Raw genomic sequence first — 15,509 nt, forward strand, 5'->3', positions numbered from 1 at the left:
GCAGGTTGATGGGGAATACAGTCCGTTGGCCGTTGTGGTGATCCGCTTGCTGTCCCAGTAAGAGAGCGCTGCTTTGAGAATCAGCGGATTTTTAATGACAGGGCATGACATGGTTGAACAGGAATACCACGCTGACAATACAATCCGGCTGGCCGACCGCATGGTCCGCTCGGAAACGTTCAATCATATCTATGATGAAGGCATGGGCCTGGTCGAGGAGGCGGCTGCCTATCTCGATGGCGAGGGCCGGGCGGAAGCCAAGCGGCTGAGCCGGGTTGCCGCCACGCTCTATGCGGCCGAATCCATGCGGCTGACCACGCGTCTCATGCAGGTCGCCTCGTGGCTATTGTTGCAGCGGGCATCGCGCAGCGGAGAAATGACCCAGGAACAGGTTCTGTCCGAAAAGGCGAAAGTGCGGCTCGATACGGATTCCGCCCCGGAAACCGTCGAAGGCTGGGACGAGATTCCCTTTGATTACTGCGATCTGGTGCACCGTTCATTGCGCCTGCAGGCCCGTGTCCGCCAGATGGATGACGAGATTTACAACGAAGGCGCCAGCAGCAGCCAGAGGCGGATGCTGACGACCAATCCGGTCTCGGATCAGATCAGCCTGCTGGCCACAGCCTTCGCCCATCGCTGATGACTGCGCGATAATCGTGCACAACGGCGTGTTTTGTTTCTCTTTTGTTCACCTTTCTGCTGTCAAGTTCCCTGACAGCTCGATAAGGTCCCGACATGAAAGAAGCGATTCGCATCATTGGCATTGATCCCGGCCTGCGCCGCACGGGCTGGGGCATCATTGAAACGCTCGGCAATTCGTTGCGCTTTGTCGCTTCGGGTACGATCCTTTCCGACGCCAAGCTTGATCTCGCCTCGCGCCTTTGCCAGCTGCATGACGGCCTTGCCGGAATCATTCATGGCCAGATGCCGCACGAGGCAGCGGTCGAACACACCTTCGTCAACAAGGATGCCACGGCGACGCTGAAACTCGGCCAAGCGCGCGGTATCGCCCTGCTTGTTCCCGCGCTGGCGGGATTGCCCGTTGCCGAATATGCGCCCAATGCGGTCAAGAAAGCGGTGATCGGCGTCGGGCACGGGGAAAAGAAACAGATTCACATGATGGTCAAGGTGCTGATGCCCAAGGCAACGTTCGATACGGATGATGCGGCGGATGCGCTGGCAGTTGCCATCTGTCACGCGCATCACCGGCAAAGCGCCATCGGCCGCATTGCCATCGAACGGAAACTGGCGGCACAGCTATGATCGGAAAACTCAAGGGTACTGTCGATGAAATCGCCGAGGATCACGTGATCCTCGATGTGCACGGCGTCGGTTATGTCGCCTATTGCTCGGCGCGGACGCTGTCGAACATGCCGGGGCCGGGGGAAGCCGCGGTGCTGCTGATCGAAACCTATGTGCGGGAAGACCTGATCCGCCTGTTCGGCTTCGGCACGGCGCTGGAACGCGAATGGTTCCGCCTGCTCCAGAGCGTGCAGGGCATTGGTGCCAAGGTGGCGCTGAGCGTTCTGGGAACCCTGTCGCCCTCCGATCTCGCCAATGCGATTGCGCTGCGTGATATCGCCATGGTCAGCCGGGCGCCGGGCGTCGGCAAGAAGGTGGCGGAACGCATCGTCATCGAACTGAAGAACAAGGCGCCCGCCTTTGCCGGCGAGGCGATGGGCACCATCGGCCTCAAGCAGGAACTGGGCGAGGGCGTCGCCCCGGCGCCGGTGGCCGATGCCGTGTCGGCGCTGACCAATCTCGGCTATTCGCGCGACCAGGCGGCCAATGCCATTGCCGCTGCGCTGCGCGATGCGGGCGAGGAGGCCGATTCCGCCAAGCTGATCCGGCTCGGCCTGAAGGAGCTTTCCCGGTGATCCGGTTGCCTGATGCCGCACACTGTGCGAGGACATCCGCATGAGTGATGTCAGCCGATTGATAACCCCCGACAAACGCGGCGAAGACGCCGACACGTCGCTGCGCCCGCAGACGCTGAACGATTTCGTCGGGCAGGCGGCGGCGCGCGCCAATCTGAAGGTCTTCATCGAAGCCGCCAAGTCACGCGGCGAGGCGCTGGACCATGTGCTCTTTGTCGGGCCGCCCGGCCTCGGCAAGACGACGCTGGCGCAGATCATGGCCAAGGAACTCGGCGTCAATTTCCGCTCGACGTCGGGGCCGGTGATTGCCAAGGCGGGCGATCTGGCTGCGCTGTTGACCAATCTGGAAGAAAACGACGTTCTTTTCATCGACGAAATCCATCGTCTCAATCCGGCGGTGGAGGAAATCCTCTATCCGGCCATGGAAGACTATCAGCTCGACCTGATCATCGGCGAGGGGCCGGCGGCACGCTCGGTCAAGATCGATCTGGCCAAGTTCACGCTGGTGGCGGCGACGACGCGCCTCGGGCTTCTGACAACGCCGCTGCGGGACCGTTTCGGTATTCCCGTCCGGCTCAATTTCTATACGGTCGAGGAGCTTGAGCATATCGTCCGGCGCGGCGCGCGCATCATGGGCATCGGCATGACCGATGATGGCGCGCTTGAGGTGGCACGGCGCGCCCGCGGCACACCGCGCATTGCCGGGCGGCTTCTGCGCCGGGTGCGCGACTTTGCCATTGTCGACGGCAAGGATTCCATCGACCGCCAGACGGCGGATTCCGCGCTCTTGCGTCTTGAGGTGGATGCGCTGGGGCTCGACCAGCTCGACCGGCGCTACCTCTCGATGATTGCGCACAATTTCGGCGGCGGCCCCGTTGGTATCGAAACCATCGCTGCCGGGCTTTCCGAACCGCGCGATGCGATCGAGGATATTATCGAACCCTACCTGATCCAGCAGGGCTTTATCCAGCGCACGCCGCGCGGACGCGTTTTGACCGCCAATGCCTGGAAACATCTGGGTCTCAACGCACCGGCCGACATCATCCAGCAGATCAGCCTGTTTCAGGAAGACGAGGATTAGGGCAGGTTTTGCTTGTCATCACACTGGACAAAACACTGGCTGTACCGGCAAAAGGAGGGATCATGAGCGAAAACAATCCTTCCCTGCCGCCTACTGGCGGCCTTGCCGGTGAACTCACTGCCTTCGGCCACCGTCTTCTGGCGCGGGTGTATTATGCCGATACGGATTTCTCCGGCATTGTCTATCATGGGCGCTATCTGGAATTTCTCGAGCGCGGCCGCACCGATTATCTGCGCCTGCTGGGGGTTCACCACTCGGAACTCGCCGACGGCAAGCATGGCGAAAGCATTGTCTGGGTGGTGCGGCGCATGGAAATCGACTTCCGGGGCGCTGCCCGCATCGACGACGTGCTGACCATCGAAACCCGCACGGCGGAAATCTCCGGTGCGCGGGTCAAGATGGCCCAGACCATCAGGCGGGGCGATGATCTCCTGATTTCAGCCACTGTCGAAGCGGCGCTGATCAACAATGCCGGACGACCGCGCCGCTTTCCCGCGGAATGGATCAAGCTGTTTCAGCCGGAATCTTGATGTCATGGCGTTTAAATGACGCACAGGCGCTGAATCATAACGGATCCTTAACCATAACAAACCATGAATAAGGCCATGAAACGGGGCGTTTTGCGTTAACGCCTTCGTTTTACCAAAATTAACCGTGAGAAGCCGCGGTATGAATACTGGAAAAAGTCCGGTCTCAGAACGTGGCTTTCGAAATTTAGTGAGCGACGATGGATGCCGGTCAGGCGTTCGGCCGGGTTCCAAAGAAATAAAGTGGCGCGTGGTCGTATTGCCGGACCATTTATACTTCGGTGGACCAAGCACGGGTATGAGAGACGATTGCAGCCCGGTTGAAATACCGGGTTTTCGGATTCGAGGGTAGTGGATATGGAAAATTTAGCGGTTGCTGTTCAGACATCGGACGTCTCCCTCTGGGGATTGTTCTGGCAGGCCGGATTCATCGTCAAGCTGGTCATGATCGGCCTTCTGGGTGCTTCCATCTGGACCTGGGCGATCATCATCGACAAGGTTCTCGGCTACGGCCGCGCCAAGCGCGCCTTTGACCGTTTCGAGCAGGTTTTCTGGTCCGGCCAGTCGCTGGAAGAGCTTTACCGCAACCTGGGCGAAAAGCGTACGACCGGCATGGGCTCGATTTTCATCGCCGCCATGCGCGAATGGAAAAAGTCCTTCGAAAAGGGCGCCCGTTCCCCCATCGCCCTGCAGATGCGTATCGACAAGGCGATGGATGTCGCCCTTTCACGCGAAAGTGATATTCTCGCCGCCCGCCTCGGCTTTCTGGCGACCATCGGTTCGGCCGGCCCCTTCATCGGCCTGTTCGGCACGGTCATCGGCATCATGACATCGTTCATGGGCATTGCCGGTTCGAAGTCCACCAGCCTTGCGGTTGTCGCACCCGGTATCGCCGAAGCGCTGCTGGCGACGGCCATTGGTCTCGTTGCCGCCATCCCGGCGGTTATCGCCTACAACAAACTGTCAAGCGATGCGGGCAAACTGACGGCACGCATGGAAGGCTTTGCGGACGAGTTCTCCGCCATACTCTCGCGGCAAATCGATGAGAAGCTGGCGCCGCGTTCTTAAGCAACTGATTTTACAAGTGCGGGATTGAATGCCATGGGCATGTCTGTTGGTAACAAGGGTTCAGGGGGACGCGGCCGGCGCGGCCGTGCCAGCAAGGCGTTGATGAGTGAAATCAACGTGACGCCGCTGGTCGACGTCATGCTCGTGCTCCTGATCATTTTCATGGTGACGGCACCGATGATGACGGTGGGCGTGCCCATCGACATGCCGGAAACCCAGGCCAAGGCGCTGAACAGCGAAACCAACCCGATCTATGTGACGATCAACCAGAAGGGTCAGGTCTTCCTGCAGGAAACCGAAATCCCGATCGAGGAAATCGTCCCGAAACTCCAGGCGATCGCCAAGACCGGCTATGAAGAGCGCATTTTCGTCAAAGGCGACAAGGCTGCCGACTACGGCACGATCATGAAGGTCATGGCGCGCATTTCCGGTTCCGGATTCAAAAATATCGGTCTTGTCAGCCTTCCGGAAGGCAGCTGATACGTCATGAGGGCGAGCGTTACATCCTCCGCCATTATCCACGCCGTTATCCTCGGCTGGGGGCTGTTGACCTTTTCTGCGCCAAAACCGATGGATTTGGCCAATTCCGAATCGCTGCCGATCGAAATCATCTCCGATACAAGCCAGTTGCAGAAGGGTGACGTCAAGGCACCGAAGGCCGAAAAGGCCACGCCAAAGCCGACGGAAAAGCCGCAGACCAAACCGGATGCGCAGATCATTGGCGACGCTGAAACAGATGTCGAGACCAAGCCAGTCCCCTCGACCAAACCAAAGGTCGTGGAGTCGGCGGAGGCACCGAAGCAATCGGACCTACCTGTTGCCAAACCGGATCCGAAGCCGGAGGTGAAGCCGGAAACGAAGCCGGTTCCGGTCCCGGCGACGGAAGTGGCGCCCGAGGCAAAGCCGAAGCAGGACGTCACGCCGGATCCGATCACCGCCGCGATCAATGATTCCAAGCCGGCGCCGACACCCGATGCGCCGAAGGTCGAGCCAACGCCGCAGGCGGAAAAGCCGGCCGAAGAAGCTTTCAAGCTGCCGCAGAACGTGGCGAAGCCCGAGGACAAGCCCAAGCCGGCGCAGGCACAGACTGCGACGACGCCGGAGCGCAAGGAAACCAAGGAAACGCCGAAACCCACCAAGACCGCGCCGACGCCGTCCAAAGACAAGAGCGGGATTGCCGATCAGGTCGCCGAATTGCTGAACCACGAGAAACCTTCCGGCGGCGGCGCCAAGCGTTCGACGGAGCAGGCATCGCTCGGCGCCACCAAATCAACGGGCGGTGCCAAGCTTAGCCAGAACGAGATGGACGCGTTGCGCGGGCTTATCTCGAAGAACTGGATCAAGCCGGTTGGTGCGCCTGACTTCCCGGACATGGTCGTGGTGGTCAAATTCCGCCTCACCAAGACCGGTGAAATTGACGGCACGCCAACGGTGACCGGCAGCGGCGGCGATGCTGCGGTACTGAGTGCGGCAAAGAGCAGTGCGTTGCGGGCGGTGATGCGCACCGCTCCCTATAATTTGCCGCAAGATAAATATGTAGGTGGCTGGGATGTTGTCGAACTGACGTTCCATCCCGCTGTAGATGACTAATAGGCCAGCCAAAAGAGGGCCCTGAACTTATGCTGAAAATTACCCGGACTATTTTCCCAATCTTCGTGACGCTTGTGGCGACATTGGCAATCGCGATACTGCCAGCACGGGCTGAGCTTAAACTCGATATCACCAAGGGTGTTGTCGAGCCGATGCCCATCGCCATCACGGATTTCCTTTCCGGCGATCAGCTCGGCGCCAATATTACGGGCGTCATTGCAGCCGATCTGGAACGGTCCGGCCTTTTCGCTCCGATCGACAAGGGCGCGTTCATCGAGAAGATTTCCAATCCCGATGCCGCTCCGCGTTTCGAGGACTGGAAAGTCATCAATGCGCAGGCACTTGTCACCGGCCGTGTCACCAAGCAGCCGGATGGCAGGCTCAAGGCGGAATTCCGCCTGTGGGATACGTTCGCCGGCCAGCAGCTTGACGGGCAGCAGTTCTTCACCTCTCCCGACAGCTGGCGCCGCGTCGCCCATATCATTGCCGATGCCATCTACCAGAAGTTGACGGGTGAAAAGGGCTACTTCGACACGCGCGTCGTGTTCGTCGATGAATCCGGCACACGGGAAAAGCGCGTCAAACGTCTGGCCATCATGGATCAGGACGGTGCCAATGTGCGCTATCTGACCAATGGCAAGGACCTGGTGCTGACACCGCGCTTTTCGCCGAGCCGCCAGGAAATCACCTATATGTCGTTCGAAGGCGCCAAGCCGCAGGTCTATCTCCTGCAGCTGGAGACCGGACAGCGTGAACTCGTCGGCAATTTCCCCGGCATGACGATTGCGCCGCGCTTTTCCTCCGACGGGCAGAAAGTGGCCATGAGCCTTCTGCAGGATGATGGCAGCGCCAATATCTATGCCATGGATGTGCGCAGCCGCACGACAACCCGCCTGACCAGCACCAGCGCCATCGATACCGGTGCATCCTACTCGCCCGATAATGCGCAGGTTGTGTTCGGATCCGACCGTGGCGGCCGGCCGCAGATCTACAAGATGGGCGCGGATGGTTCGAACCCGCAGCGCATCTCGTTCGGCGACGGTTCCTATTCCACCCCGGTCTGGTCGCCGCGCGGCGATCTCATCGCCTTTACCAAGCAGTCGGGGGGACAGTTCTCCATCGGCGTCATGAAGACGGACGGTTCGGGTGAGCGCATCCTGACCAGCGGCTACCACGATGAAGGCCCGACCTGGGCTCCGAACGGCCGTGTCCTGATGTTCTACCGCTTCCCTCCCGGATCGAACAGCCCGCATTTGTTCACGATCGATCTGACGGGCCGCAACCTGCGCCAGATCCAGACACCCAATCTGGCATCCGATCCGGCATGGTCACCGCTGCTTGAGTGACCGCAGCCTGATCAATCGATGATTTAAGACCATTCGCGGCGATGTTATCTCAACATTGCCGCGAATGTCGTTTTTCCGCCGCATTGTTTGCATTAAGGATGCAAGACATTCACTGATTTCGCTGTTAATCCTGGTGTTAAGAGTGGATTAACCCTGTTTCTTGAACCGGCCTTAACCTCGATATGGTTACTGCTTGTTCACCGAAACAATTCAATTCTTAAGGAGTCCAGGCTATGCGCCGCTTCGAAATGATCGCCCGCAGTCCAGTTGTCGTCGCCCTTTTCATGGCTCTTGCCATTGCGGGCTGTGCCAAGAAACCCATCAACAGTGCCGGTGATCTCGGTCTGAACGGTGCCGGCAGTGCCCGTCCGGGTTCGACCCAGGACTTCACGGTCAATGTTGGCGATCGCATTTTCTTCGATGTCGACTCCTCCGTCATCCGTGCGGATGCCCAGCAGACGCTCTCCAAGCAGGCCCAGTGGCTGCAGCGCTACCCCAACTACACCATCACCGTTGAAGGCCATGCGGACGAACGCGGCACACGCGAATACAATCTGGCTCTCGGCCAGCGCCGCGCCGCTGCAGCGCGCAACTTCCTTGCCTCGCGCGGCCTGCCGGCTGCCCGCATCAAGACGGTCTCCTATGGTAACGAACGTCCGGTTGCCGTTTGCGATGCCGACTCCTGCTGGTCGCAGAATCGCCGTGCCGTTACGGTTCTCGGCGGCGCCGGCAGCTAAGCCATACCGCAATGATCTGATTGCAGAAAAGCGGCCTTCGGGCCGCTTTTTTTGTCTCACCCCTGATCACAACAAAATTTGGCCGAAGTCGCGTTGCTCGTGTTAGATAGGTTCGCCGTAAATCGTTGCGGTGGTTAAATTCCCATATCAGGGGCGGTAAAGGAATGAACAAACGACTGAAAAGATTGGTTATGGCTGTGGCGGTGCTGCCTTTTCTGGCAACCGGCGCCAGCCATGCCTCGAACCTTGATGGCAGCTTTTTTCCGGCTGCGCCGAAGGCAAATGTCGGGAAAAGTGACGCGCCGATCCTTATGGCTCAGGCAGGCGATCCGCGTGTCAGCCAGCTGGAAGAGCAGATCAGGCAGCTGACAGGCAAGATCGAAGACCTTAATTTCCAGTTGCTGCAAATGCAGGAGCAGATGCGCAAGGTTCAGGAAGACAACGAGTTCCGTTTTCAGGAACTGGAAAAGAAGGGCGGCGGCAAGAAAACCGATGCCGGCGGCAGGGGCGACCGGACGGTCGCCGGTGCTGCGCCTTCTCGGACAACGGGGGAGGCATCGCCAGATGCCTCCGCTTACCCTGCGGCGCCGTCGCAGACATCCCCATCCGACAGCACCGATTCCGCTGCTATTGACCCTCAGCCCAACGCTCCGCAGTCTCCGCAGGTCGGCGAACCGCCGCGCGCGCTCGGGCAGATTGAGTTCGATGCCAATGGCAACGTAATCGGTGAAACCAAGAACGACAGTCCGGCTCCGGCCGCCAATCCCAGCCTTGCTTCTCTGCCGCAGACGGATGATCCCAATGCGCTGTACCGGCAGGCCTATCAATTGTTCCTGTCCGGCGATTACCGCAATGCCGAAGCTGCCTTCCGCAGCCATATCGAGCGGTTCCCGAAAGACCCTTCCGATCCCGATGCGCGCTACTGGCTCGGTGAATCGCTGTACGGCCAGGAACGCTATCAGGAAGCCGCATCGGTCTTCATCGACAATCACAAGCAGTTTCCCGATTCCAAGAAAAGCCCGGAAAATCTGCTCAAGCTTGGCATGACGCTGGCGAAGATGAAGGACCATGACGTTGCCTGCGCCACCTTTGCAACGGTGAGCTCACGCTATCCCAATCTCTCGGTCGCGCTCAAAGAGCGCGTGAAGAATGAACGTGCCGCCAACAAATGCTGATCATCGCCTCGATCCGGAAGAGATTTTCGCTGGAATCGATTTTGACCGGCTGACGGCGGTCGTCGTCGCCGTTTCCGGCGGCAGCGATTCTCTCGCGCTGCTTTTCCTGCTCGACGATCTGCGCAAAAGCCGGGCGGTTTTCCCGCATATTGTTGCCGTCACCATCGACCATGGGCTACGGGCGGAATCAGCGGAGGAAGCCTTGTATGTCGCCGGCCTCTGCAAGACGGCGGGCCTTGGCCACCGCATTGTCAACTGGACCGGAGCCAAGCCCGCCACAGGGCTGTCCGCCAAGGCGCGCGAGGCTCGTTACCGGCTGCTTCGCGACGCCGCCGGAGAAGCGGCAACCGATGTGATCCTGACCGGGCATACGCTGGACGATCAGAACGAGACCTTCATGATGCGCGCCGCGCGCGGCGGCGAACGCGGCCTTGCCGCTATGGCCCCGGTTACCCTGCTTGAGCGGGAGATATGGCTGGTCAGGCCGCTGCTTGGCATCCGGCGCGAGGAATTGCGCGCCTATCTGCGCATGCGGGGGATCGCCTGGCGCGACGATCCCTCCAATGCCAATCCGCAATCCGAACGGGTGCAGGTGAGGACGGCGCTGCAGGAACAGGGCAGCGGCGATATTCCGGCGCGTATTGCCCGCAAAGGCGCGCAGCGGCTTACCGTCAACAGCGAGGCGGCTTCGCTCTTGCTGGATCATGTCGTGGTGACGGACGGCATCAGGGCCGAGTTGAATGCCGCAGGTTTCAGTTCCTCCGGTGATGATGGCCAGCGTCTTGCCATGGGGGTTCTGCTCGCCGTCATGGGCGGGTTGCCGTTCCTGCCGTCCATGCAGGAGTGCGGCACGGCCGTGCGGCATCTCACCGGCACGGACGGCCCCCGGCGCATGAGCCTTGGCCGCTGCATCATTCAGCGGGTTAAGACAGGCGTAACCATATACCGTGAAATGCGTTCGATTCCCGATGCCGCGGTGGCGCCTGGAACCGGCATTGTCTGGGACGGGCGCTACCGCGTGTCGAATGGCGCGCCGGTGCCGCTGCGGATCAGGGCTGCGGGCGATGACGGGGTGGCATTCCTGCAGGCAGGCGGCTGCGGGGATGGAATCCACCGGGCTTCGGTCAGATCCAGCCCCGCTCTCCTGGTCGAGGGCCGGATTGCTGCCGTTCCGGCATTGTCGCATCCGGGGCCGCATCACGCGAATGTGCCTGCGGGGGTTGCGGTGACGAGGCACGCCGCCCTGTTCGATCATATCCTTTCAGGCTATGATGAAATACTTGCCGCCAGCGTGGCAAAATTGTTTGGTTTGCAGGATTACAAGCGATTTTCTGTAAACCAGATTGATAAGAATTGATCTCAGTTTGATTGCCAGCCTTGGCAAGGCCACGCTTCGAACCTATGTTACGTGTAAATTCCGCGTCCTTGCGGTTGTGATTGATGGGACCCGATAATGAATCCTAACTACCGGAACTTCGCACTGTGGGCGATTATCGCTTTGCTGCTGATCGCGTTGTTCAACCTTTTTCAAAGCCCTTCCCAGCGTTCGGCATCCAGTGATGTGCCTTATTCGACGTTTATCAACGATGTGAATAATGGCCGCGTGAAAACCGTCACCATTGCCGGCAACCGCATCACCGGCACCTATGCCGACAACAATGCGACATTCCAGACCTATTCGCCTGGGGACGCTGGCCTTGTCGGCCGCCTCGAGAGCAAGAATGTCCAGATTGCCGCCCGGCCCGAGACCGATGGCTCGACGTCGTTTGTCGGCATGCTGATCAACTGGCTGCCGATGATCCTGATCGTCGGCGTGTGGATTTTCTTCATGCGCCAGATGCAGGGCGGCTCGCGCGGCGCCATGGGTTTCGGCAAGTCGAAGGCCAAGCTTCTCACCGAGGCGCACGGCCGCGTGACGTTCCAGGATGTGGCGGGCGTTGACGAAGCCAAGGAAGATCTGGAGGAAATCGTCGAGTTCCTGCGCGATGCGCAGAAATTCCAGCGGCTTGGCGGACGCATTCCGCGCGGCGTGCTGCTCGTCGGCCCTCCCGGTACCGGTAAGACGCTTCTGGCGCGCGCCATCGCCGGCGAAGCCAATGTGCCGTTCTTCACCATCTCCGGTTCGGACTTCGTGGAAATGTTCGTCGGTGTCGGCGCATCGCGTGTGCGTGACATGTTCGAACAGGCGAAGAAGAATGCACCCTGCATCATCTTCATCGACGAAATCGATGCGGTCGGCCGTCATCGCGGCGCTGGTCTGGGCGGCGGCAATGACGAACGCGAGCAGACGCTCAACCAGCTGCTGGTCGAGATGGATGGTTTCGAGGCCAATGAAGGCGTCATCCTGATTGCCGCAACGAACCGTCCCGATGTTCTCGATCCTGCGCTGCTGCGTCCGGGCCGTTTCGACCGTCAGGTCGTCGTGCCCAACCCGGATGTTACCGGCCGCGAAAAGATCCTGAAGGTTCATGCCCGCAATGTTCCGCTCGCCCCCAATGTCGATCTGAAGATTCTGGCCCGCGGCACACCCGGTTTCTCCGGTGCCGATCTGATGAACCTGGTCAACGAAGCCGCCCTGATGGCCGCGCGCCGCAACAAGCGCCTCGTCACCATGCTCGAATTCGAAGACGCCAAGGACAAGATCATGATGGGTGCCGAGCGCCGCTCGACAGCCATGACCCAGGCGGAAAAGGAACTGACAGCCTATCACGAAGCCGGTCACGCCATCGTGGCGCTGAACGTGGCGATGGCCGATCCGCTGCACAAGGCGACGATCATTCCGCGCGGCCGCGCGCTTGGCATGGTCATGCAGCTGCCGGAAGCTGACCGCTATTCCATGAGCTATAAGTGGATGATCTCGCGTCTGGCGATCATGATGGGCGGCCGTATCGCCGAAGAACTGAAATTCGGCAAGGAGAACATCACCTCGGGCGCATCGTCGGATATCGAGCAGGCCACCAAGCTTGCCCGGGCGATGGTGACCCGCTGGGGCTTCTCCGACAAGCTCGGCCAGGTTGCCTATGGCGAAAACCAGGAGGAAGTGTTCCTCGGCCACTCCGTTGCCCGGACGCAGAATGTGTCCGAGGAAACGGCGCAGCTGATCGATGCGGAAGTGCGCAAGCTGATCGACGATGCCTATACGCAGGCGCGCACCATTCTGACGAAGAAGAAGAAGGAATGGATCGCCATTGCCGAAGGTCTGCTCGAATACGAGACGCTGACCGGCGAAGAGATCAAGGCTCTCATGGCTGGTGACAAGCCCGCCCGCGATCTCGGCGATGATACGCCGCCGTCGCGCGGTTCGGCCGTTCCGAAAGCCGGTTCGGCCAAGAAGCCGCGCAAGGGCGATGAGCCGGACAAGGGGCTTGAACCCCAGCCGCAGTCCTGATTGCGGCACCCGCCAACAAGCAACGGCCGGTATTCACCGGCCGTTTTTGCACGGATTGTTCATGGATTGAATGATAGTATAATCGCCACATAATTTGTGAAATGCGCAAGGAAAGGTCTTCTGCAATAAGCAGGAAGATCAGGCACAAGCAAAACAGGCTGAACTCCGGTGCCGCCGGACAAGAGTTGGCCGCACAATTTGGATAGACAATATGGCTCGAAAATATTTCGGCACCGATGGTATCCGCGGACAGGCGAATGCCTACCCCATGACACCGGATATCGCCATGAAGGTCGGCATGGCCGTCGGCCTCGCTTTCAAGCGCGGCAATCATCGCAACCGGGTGGTGATCGGCAAGGATACCCGTCTTTCCGGCTACATGATCGAGAACGCGCTGGTCGCCGGTTTCACCTCCACCGGCATGGATGTTTTTCTGCTCGGACCGATACCGACGCCCGCAGTCGCCATGCTGTGCCGCTCGCTGCGTGCCGATATCGGCGTGATGATTTCCGCCTCGCACAATCCCTACCACGACAACGGCATCAAGCTTTTCGGCCCGGATGGTTTCAAGCTCTCCGACGAGATCGAGCTTGAGATCGAAAGGCTGATGGATGAGGACCTGTCGGGGCGGCTGTCGAGTTTTGAAGCGCTCGGCCGGGCCAAGCGCGTCGATGGCGATATCTATCGCTACATCGAGTTCGCCAAGCGGACGATGCCGAAGAACATCTCGCTCTCCGGTTTGAGGATCGTGGTGGATTGCGCCAATGGCGCAGCCTACAAGGTCGCGCCCGCTGCCCTGTGGGAGCTTGGCGCCGACGTCGTGACGATCAATGACAAGCCGAACGGCACCAACATCAACGAGGATTGCGGCTCGACGCATCCGTTGAGTCTGATCAAGAAGGTGCACGAGGTACGGGCGGATATCGGCATTGCGCTGGATGGCGATGCGGACCGTGTGCTCATCGTCGATGAAAAGGGCTCGATCATTGATGGTGATCAACTGATGGCGGTGATTGCGCAGTCCTGGCAGGAATCCCACCGGCTTATCGGCGGCGGCGTTGTCGCAACCGTCATGTCCAATCTCGGCTTTGAACGTTTTCTCGGCGATCGCGGCCTGACCCTGGCCCGCACCAATGTCGGTGACCGCTACGTGGTGGAACACATGCGCAATCACGGCTTCAATATTGGCGGCGAGCAGTCCGGCCATATCGTCATTTCCGATTTCTCGACCACTGGTGACGGGCTTGTTTCTGCGCTGCAGATCCTGGCCGTCGTCCAGGAGGAGGGGAAACCGGTGAGCGAGGTCTGCCGCAAATTCGAGCCGGTACCCCAGGTGCTCAAGAACATCCGCACGGCGGGCGGCAAGCCGCTCGAGGACAAGAAGGTCAAGACGGCCATCGACGATGCCCGCGACCGCCTCGGTAAATCCGGCCGTCTGGTTATCCGTCCGTCGGGAACGGAACCCCTGATCCGCGTCATGGCGGAAGGGGACGACAGCCAGTTGGTTGATACCGTCGTCAACGACATCATTTCGGTGATCTCGTCGGTCAAATCGGCGGCGTGATTGCCGCCAGCCGGAACGATCTGAATGGGCCCCTTGCGGGCCCATTTTCACATCCGCCCGGCTGTTGGGGATTTGTTAACGTTAATGATCATGGTGAATAAACACGGTTAAGCGGGATTTAACTTTTTCCCTCCATATTGCCCTCTAGAACCTTAGTAGCATTCGCTGCGTTTCGATTTTTGGGCCTGACGAGGGATATGGAATGGGCATTCTCAACAAATATGCTGCAGCTAGTGCAGCTCTACTGTGCCTGGGGGCAATACCGGCTCACGCTGCGGATCTTGTGGAAGCACCTGTAGTCGAGGTGCAGCAGTTCGGCGGATGGTATCTGCGCGGCGATATCGGCATGAGCAACCAGCGCCTCGGCAAGCTCGATTATTTCGATTTTGCCAATGCGCAGCAACACGGCTTTCTGGACGATGGCGATTTCTCTTCGGGGATCACCGGCCAGATCGGTGTCGGCTACCAGTTCAATGATTGGCTGCGCGCCGACGTGACCGGCCAGTATCGCGGCAAAACCGATTTCAGCGCGTTGGACTACTATTCGAATCCGTCGTTGGGTCAGTATGGAACGAACGACTATCATGCCAAGAAGTCCGAATGGCTGTTCCTGGCCAACGCCTATGCGGATCTCGGCACATTCAGCGGCATCACACCCTATGTCGGTGCTGGTATCGGTGCATCGCGCAACACGATCTCCAATTTCCGGGATGACAATATCCTGAATGCTGGCGGCGGCTATGCGGGTGAGGCCTCGAAATGGAACTTTGCCTGGGCATTGCATGCCGGTGTCGGCATCAAGGCGACAGACCGCATGACCATCGATCTGGGATACAGCTATGTTGACCTCGGCGATGCAGAAACAGGCCCGGCCTACAATCTGAACGGCTCGACACGCAACCAGCCGTTCAAATTCAAGGACATCACCTCGCATGATTTCAAGGTTGGCGTACGCTACGCTTTCTGATTGAAACGACTTGGTTTTTCGGACGGCAGGAGCATTGCTCCTGCCGTTTTCGTTTGTGTTTCAATCCGTCGGCTCCGGCGGAATTAATGTCGCACGCAAACATATTTCTTGACTGTGAACGACATTTCTCCTAGTTCCCGGAGTGGGCCACCTCTCCCCAACGAGAGGCGTGCTATCTGTGAGGATAGG

General features: G+C 59.5%; 15 protein-coding genes. All 15 read left to right on the forward strand.

Going from position 1 to position 15,509, the window contains the following annotated elements; translation table 11 throughout:
- The first annotated feature begins 109 nt into the window (after positions 1–109).
- The 15 genes from rcdA (at position 110) to C5750_RS13885 (ending at position 15,320) form a co-directional block, all read left to right on the forward strand.
- On the forward strand, positions 110–640 hold the full coding sequence (gene rcdA / locus C5750_RS13815; protein ID WP_105734444.1) for a protease adaptor protein RcdA: 531 nt from the start codon (positions 110–112) through the stop codon (positions 638–640).
- A 95-nt stretch (positions 641–735) separates the two neighbouring features.
- Positions 736–1,263, forward strand: a complete 528-nt coding sequence (gene ruvC / locus C5750_RS13820; RefSeq protein WP_105734445.1) for a crossover junction endodeoxyribonuclease RuvC — start codon at positions 736–738, stop codon at positions 1,261–1,263.
- Positions 1,260–1,877 carry a Holliday junction branch migration protein RuvA gene (gene ruvA / locus C5750_RS13825; RefSeq protein ID WP_105734446.1) on the forward strand — a complete coding sequence of 206 codons (618 nt, stop codon included), beginning with the start codon at positions 1,260–1,262 and terminating at the stop codon, positions 1,875–1,877. Before ruvC ends, ruvA begins: the two co-directional genes overlap by 4 nt.
- A 40-nt stretch (positions 1,878–1,917) precedes the next feature.
- Complete coding sequence (gene ruvB / locus C5750_RS13830; protein WP_105734447.1) at positions 1,918–2,958, forward strand: Holliday junction branch migration DNA helicase RuvB; 1,041 nt, start codon at positions 1,918–1,920, stop codon at positions 2,956–2,958.
- Between the two features lie 62 nt (positions 2,959–3,020).
- The gene (gene ybgC / locus C5750_RS13835) at positions 3,021–3,488 is read left to right on the forward strand and encodes a tol-pal system-associated acyl-CoA thioesterase (RefSeq protein WP_105734643.1); all 468 of its coding nucleotides are present in this window, start codon (positions 3,021–3,023) and stop codon (positions 3,486–3,488) included.
- A 354-nt stretch (positions 3,489–3,842) separates the two neighbouring features.
- Positions 3,843–4,553, forward strand: coding sequence for a protein TolQ (gene tolQ / locus C5750_RS13840; RefSeq protein ID WP_105734448.1), 711 nt, complete (start codon positions 3,843–3,845; stop codon positions 4,551–4,553).
- A 33-nt stretch (positions 4,554–4,586) separates the two neighbouring features.
- Positions 4,587–5,033 carry a protein TolR gene (tolR, locus tag C5750_RS13845; RefSeq protein ID WP_105734449.1) on the forward strand — a complete coding sequence of 149 codons (447 nt, stop codon included), beginning with the start codon at positions 4,587–4,589 and terminating at the stop codon, positions 5,031–5,033.
- Positions 5,034–5,039: 6 nt separating this feature from the next.
- Positions 5,040–6,143, forward strand: a complete 1,104-nt coding sequence (locus tag C5750_RS13850; protein ID WP_105734450.1) for a cell envelope integrity TolA family protein — start codon at positions 5,040–5,042, stop codon at positions 6,141–6,143.
- Positions 6,144–6,172: 29 nt separating this feature from the next.
- Complete coding sequence (gene tolB, locus C5750_RS13855; protein ID WP_105734451.1) at positions 6,173–7,489, forward strand: Tol-Pal system beta propeller repeat protein TolB; 1,317 nt, start codon at positions 6,173–6,175, stop codon at positions 7,487–7,489.
- Positions 7,490–7,722: 233 nt separating this feature from the next.
- A complete protein-coding gene (gene pal / locus C5750_RS13860) occupies positions 7,723–8,226 on the forward strand; it encodes a peptidoglycan-associated lipoprotein Pal (RefSeq protein WP_105734452.1) in 504 nt (167 codons plus the stop codon).
- Positions 8,227–8,390: 164 nt separating this feature from the next.
- Positions 8,391–9,401, forward strand: coding sequence for a tol-pal system protein YbgF (gene ybgF / locus C5750_RS13865; RefSeq protein ID WP_105734453.1), 1,011 nt, complete (start codon positions 8,391–8,393; stop codon positions 9,399–9,401).
- Positions 9,382–10,758 carry a tRNA lysidine(34) synthetase TilS gene (gene tilS, locus C5750_RS13870; protein WP_158531333.1) on the forward strand — a complete coding sequence of 459 codons (1,377 nt, stop codon included), beginning with the start codon at positions 9,382–9,384 and terminating at the stop codon, positions 10,756–10,758. The genes ybgF and tilS overlap by 20 nt, the downstream gene beginning before the upstream one ends.
- 96 nt (positions 10,759–10,854) lie before the next feature.
- Entirely contained in the window at positions 10,855–12,789 is a 1,935-nt protein-coding gene (ftsH, locus tag C5750_RS13875) for an ATP-dependent zinc metalloprotease FtsH (protein ID WP_105734455.1), read from the forward strand.
- A 211-nt stretch (positions 12,790–13,000) separates the two neighbouring features.
- Positions 13,001–14,353 carry a phosphoglucosamine mutase gene (gene glmM, locus C5750_RS13880; protein ID WP_105734456.1) on the forward strand — a complete coding sequence of 451 codons (1,353 nt, stop codon included), beginning with the start codon at positions 13,001–13,003 and terminating at the stop codon, positions 14,351–14,353.
- Between the two features lie 202 nt (positions 14,354–14,555).
- Positions 14,556–15,320, forward strand: a complete 765-nt coding sequence (locus tag C5750_RS13885; protein WP_105734457.1) for an outer membrane protein — start codon at positions 14,556–14,558, stop codon at positions 15,318–15,320.
- Positions 15,321–15,509: the final 189 nt, after the last annotated feature.

Origin of the sequence: Phyllobacterium myrsinacearum, assembly GCF_002980555.1 — a bacterium.
Taxonomy (GTDB): domain Bacteria; phylum Pseudomonadota; class Alphaproteobacteria; order Rhizobiales; family Rhizobiaceae; genus Phyllobacterium; species Phyllobacterium myrsinacearum.

What these genes read in the sequence shown, in the direction of transcription:
- rcdA (WP_105734444.1), top strand. Translation starts at nt 110, where the DNA reads ATGGTTGAACAGGAATACCACGCTGACAATACAATCCGGCTGGCCGAC.
- ruvC (WP_105734445.1), top strand. Translation starts at nt 736, where the DNA reads ATGAAAGAAGCGATTCGCATCATTGGCATTGATCCCGGCCTGCGCCGC.
- ruvA (WP_105734446.1), top strand. Translation starts at nt 1,260, where the DNA reads ATGATCGGAAAACTCAAGGGTACTGTCGATGAAATCGCCGAGGATCAC.
- ruvB (WP_105734447.1), top strand. Translation starts at nt 1,918, where the DNA reads ATGAGTGATGTCAGCCGATTGATAACCCCCGACAAACGCGGCGAAGAC.
- ybgC (WP_105734643.1), top strand. Translation starts at nt 3,021, where the DNA reads ATGAGCGAAAACAATCCTTCCCTGCCGCCTACTGGCGGCCTTGCCGGT.
- tolQ (WP_105734448.1), top strand. Translation starts at nt 3,843, where the DNA reads ATGGAAAATTTAGCGGTTGCTGTTCAGACATCGGACGTCTCCCTCTGG.
- tolR (WP_105734449.1), top strand. Translation starts at nt 4,587, where the DNA reads ATGGGCATGTCTGTTGGTAACAAGGGTTCAGGGGGACGCGGCCGGCGC.
- C5750_RS13850 (WP_105734450.1), top strand. Translation starts at nt 5,040, where the DNA reads ATGAGGGCGAGCGTTACATCCTCCGCCATTATCCACGCCGTTATCCTC.
- tolB (WP_105734451.1), top strand. Translation starts at nt 6,173, where the DNA reads ATGCTGAAAATTACCCGGACTATTTTCCCAATCTTCGTGACGCTTGTG.
- pal (WP_105734452.1), top strand. Translation starts at nt 7,723, where the DNA reads ATGCGCCGCTTCGAAATGATCGCCCGCAGTCCAGTTGTCGTCGCCCTT.
- ybgF (WP_105734453.1), top strand. Translation starts at nt 8,391, where the DNA reads ATGAACAAACGACTGAAAAGATTGGTTATGGCTGTGGCGGTGCTGCCT.
- ftsH (WP_105734455.1), top strand. Translation starts at nt 10,855, where the DNA reads ATGAATCCTAACTACCGGAACTTCGCACTGTGGGCGATTATCGCTTTG.
- glmM (WP_105734456.1), top strand. Translation starts at nt 13,001, where the DNA reads ATGGCTCGAAAATATTTCGGCACCGATGGTATCCGCGGACAGGCGAAT.
- C5750_RS13885 (WP_105734457.1), top strand. Translation starts at nt 14,556, where the DNA reads ATGGGCATTCTCAACAAATATGCTGCAGCTAGTGCAGCTCTACTGTGC.